This window comes from Corallococcus sp. 4LFB (assembly GCF_046520365.1).
GTDB classification, from domain to species: domain Bacteria; phylum Myxococcota; class Myxococcia; order Myxococcales; family Myxococcaceae; genus Corallococcus; species Corallococcus caeni.
This window is the reverse complement of the sequence record NZ_JBKGHJ010000670.1, coordinates 1-3,601: the sequence shown is the minus strand read 5'-3', so window position 1 is coordinate 3,601 and position 3,601 is coordinate 1. Positions and strand designations below refer to the sequence as shown.

Here is a 3,601-nt window from a genome sequence, read left to right as displayed (position 1 = left end):
CGGCGAACGCGCGGAGCTGGTCCACCATCGTGTTGATGGTGCTCTTGAGCTCCAGGACCTCGCCCTTCACGTCCACGGTGATCTTCCGCGACAGGTCGCCATTGGCGACGGCGGTGGAGACCTCCGCGATGTTGCGCACCTGGCTGGTGAGGTTGGACGCCATCAGGTTCACGTTGTCCGTGAGGTCCTTCCACGTCCCCGCGGCGCCGGGCACCTGGGCCTGGGCGCCCAGCTTGCCCTCCACGCCCACCGTGCGCGCGACGCTGGTCACCTGCTGCGCGAACACGTTGAGCGTGTCCGTCATGTTGTTCAGCGTGGCGCCCAGCGCGGCGATCTCCCCCTGCGACGGCACCATCAGCTTCTGGGTGAGGTCGCCGTTGGCGACCGCGGTCACCACCTTCACGATGCCGCGCACCTGCGTCGTGAGGTTGGACGCCATGAAGTTCACGTTGTCCGTGAGGTCCTTCCACGTGCCGGACACGCCGGACACCGCGGCCTGACCGCCCAGCTTGCCTTCCGTGCCCACTTCGCGCGCGACGCGCGTCACTTCGGAGGCGAAGCTGTTGAGCTGGTCCACCATCGTGTTGATGGTGCTCTTGAGCTCCAGGACCTCGCCCTTCACGTCCACCGTGATCTTGCGGGACAGGTCGCCGCGGGCCACCGCCGTGGTGACCTCCGCGATGTTTCGCACCTGCGCGGTGAGGTTGCCGGCGAGGACGTTCACGTTGTCCGTGAGGTCCTTCCACACGCCGGACACGCCCTTCACGTCGGCCTGGCCGCCCAGCTTTCCTTCGGTGCCGACCTCCTTCGCGACGCGCGTCACTTCGGCGGCGAAGCTGTTGAGCTGATCCACCATCGCGTTCACGGTGGTGCCGATGCGGAGGAACTCGCCCTTCACGGGCTGGCCGTCGATCTCCAGCGCCATCTTCTGGGTGAGGTCGCCTTCGGCCACCGCCACCAGCACGCGGGCGACCTCCGTGGTGGGCTGCACCAGGTCGCCGATGAGGGCGTTGATGGACTGGACGCTGGTGGCCCAGTCGCCACGCACGTCACCGAGCGTCACGCGCTCACCCATGCGGCCCTCGCGGCCGACGACGCGCTCCACGCGGACGATCTCGTGGGTGAGCGTGGAGTTGAGCGTCACCACCGCGTTGAACGCGCGGGCGATCTCATCCATCACCACGTCCTGCGCGCCCGACGGCAGCCGCACGGAGAAGTCACCGCCCTGCACGGCCCGGAGCGCCGCCAGCAGCTGCTGGAGCGGAGGCGGGCCGCCGGGGCGCAGACCGTCTTCCGTCGCCTGACGGCTGTTGCCGTTGCGGCCGCGCGCGGGAGCGCGACGGGTGGGCTCGGCACGCGACGTCTCCGCGTTGCTCAGCCGGTTGGCCGCCACGTTGGCGGAAGACCGGCCCCCTGGCAGGCCAGTGTCCTGGCTTGCTGCGGTCCCTGCCGACTTGCGCCCGTTGGCGCGCTTGCGGGGAGCGGGGGAGCTGGAAACCTTGGTGTCATCCACGTGTGAGACCCCTGATCGGCGAAAGCGTTGCGGCTGGTACTGGGAAACCGGCCCGCGATCCCAGGAACGTCCAATGAGTTCGCGGGTTTGTCGAATGTAAAGCCGGGGTGGGAGGCCCCTGTGTGTCGGGCACTCAACGCCCTGCCTGACCGCGGGTCCCACCATCCCCGAAAGCCCCGAATCGGAACGGCGGATCTCGGAGCGAAACCTCCCCATAACAGTTTCAGGGGGGCGAGGCCGTGCACGGGAAGCCGTCACAGCCCTGCACGTACAGCGCCCGGCCCGAGAGCCTCCGGGCAGGCGCGCGCGTGCCAGCGGGCACGGCCTCCCGGGCGCCGGTGCGAACGTTGAAGCGGAGTGAGGCGGGTCCCGGTGCGTCCGGAGAAGCCGGCGCGGCGCAGGCCAGCAGGACCTGGTCCGCGCCGTCCAGCCACCAGAGGAACTCCACGGTGCAGGGGGCCTCCGCGCGCACGAGCTCCAGGGTGCGGGCGTCGTAGACGATGACGCCACCGCCCCACTCCACCGCCGCCAGCACGCCCCCGGGGCCGACGGACAGCCGCCCCCCGGGGCCCGGCACCTGAGCCTGGCCCAGCACCTTGCCCTCCGGTGACACGGAGACGAGCTGCCCGGTGGCATCCAGCGCGAGGACGCCGCCCGCGTGGCCGCTCAGCCACTCCGGCGGAGCGATGTCGCCCACGGGCTGGAGCGCGCCGTCCCGTTCACGCAGCAGGCGGCCTCCGGTGGCGACCCACAGGTGGCGCTCGCCGTCGAAGGTGAGCGCGGTGCGCCGGGGACCTCCAGCCGCGCATGCGAGCCGTCCTCGCCACAGACCGCGACGACGCGGGGCCCGAACACCGCCGCGCGCGACGCATCCGGCGCCACGGCCCAGCCCAGCCGCGTGGCCCCCTTGAGCTGTCGCGCCAGACAGTCATTGAGCGCGCCCAGGTGCGCGTCCCCGGCGGGTGAGGCGATGAGGTACGGGAGGCTGGTGGTGGCGACGTAGAGGAGCAGGCCCAGGCTCGCGGCGATGACGAGCGTGAGGGTCCAGGCGCGTGCGCTCGCGCTTCGCGTCTGTCGCGCGCTCTTGCGGCCCGCCGCCAGCTGCACCTCCCGTCCGCTCACGCGCGCTCCCTTCCGGACCGGGAGGACAGCACAGAACGGGAGCGAAGACTGCTCACCGCGACACGGAAGCCTGCCTGCTGGACATCACGCGGCGTTCGCCCTGGGCCCAGCACCTGGACATCTCGGCTTTTCGCTCCATCGAAGTCACACCGAGGTCTCAGGAGCACGTGCGTGCAAGCCCTGCCCCGCGCGCTTTGTCCCATGAACGACCCGCGAGCTGCCGGCCTGCCATGTGGTGGCTTCTTCCAACGGCTTGCCGTGTCGCATGAAGCACACACCTTTACGCCTCGAACGGCACGAAAGGGTTCCTCACATGCGACGCTCCATTGGCACCGCGGCACTGGCCTTCAGCTTCCTGCTCTCCACCAGCGCGTTCGCCCAGCAGGTAGGCGACGGATCGAGCCCCGGGACGACGCCCGGCTCCACGGGCGGCTCTCCGGAGATGGTCAACAGCGGGCAGACGGGCACCGCCGGCTCCAGCGGCACGTCCACCCCGGGCACCACCAACTCCACGGGCGTGCAGACGGGCAACACCGCCACCGGCACGGGCGGCTCTGGCTCCGGCACCACCATGACTCCGGGCACGACCGGCACCGGCAGCACCGGCGGCAGCACCTCCGGCACGGGCGGCACCGGCACCAGCGGCATCGGCACGGGCTCGCCCACGAACACCGGCTCCAGCTCGGACACCTTCGGCACCGGGAGCACCGTGCCCTCCACGGGGACGAGCACCGGCAACTACGGCACCGGTAACACCTCGCCGAGCACCAGCACCGGCACCTACGGCGGCTCCGGCACCAATACCGGCAACACCATCAATGGCGCCGGGAACACCGGCACCCTCGGCGGCTCCGGGAGCACCGGCACCATCGGTGGCTCCGGCAGCGGCACCACCGGCTCCACCGCGCCCGGTACCGAGAGCAACGGCTCGACCGTCATCAACCCGGGCGGCACCGGTACGGGCGG

4 protein-coding genes are annotated in these 3,601 nt (G+C 71.0%); 1 reads left to right on the top strand and 3 read right to left on the bottom strand.

Features of this window, described 5'->3' with window-relative positions; genetic code table 11:
* From ACLEQD_RS39240 to ACLEQD_RS39230, 3 genes are all read right to left on the bottom strand, one after another.
* Window positions 1–1,513: HAMP domain-containing protein (locus tag ACLEQD_RS39240; protein ID WP_410391012.1), on the bottom strand; the 1,513-nt coding region annotated here is incomplete at its 3' end.
* 223 nt (window positions 1,514–1,736) lie between these two features.
* The gene (locus ACLEQD_RS39235; protein ID WP_410391010.1) at window positions 1,737–2,210 is read right to left on the bottom strand and encodes a hypothetical protein; all 474 of its coding nucleotides are present in this window, start codon (window positions 2,208–2,210) and stop codon (window positions 1,737–1,739) included.
* Window positions 2,180–2,635 (bottom strand): hypothetical protein, encoded by a 456-nt coding sequence (locus ACLEQD_RS39230; protein ID WP_410391008.1) that lies wholly within the window; start codon window positions 2,633–2,635, stop codon window positions 2,180–2,182. The genes ACLEQD_RS39235 and ACLEQD_RS39230 overlap by 31 nt, the downstream gene beginning before the upstream one ends.
* 313 nt (window positions 2,636–2,948) lie before the next feature.
* Here ACLEQD_RS39230 and ACLEQD_RS39225 point away from each other — a divergent pair.
* The coding region (locus ACLEQD_RS39225; RefSeq protein ID WP_410391006.1) for a hypothetical protein at window positions 2,949–3,601 on the top strand (653 nt) is incomplete at its 3' end.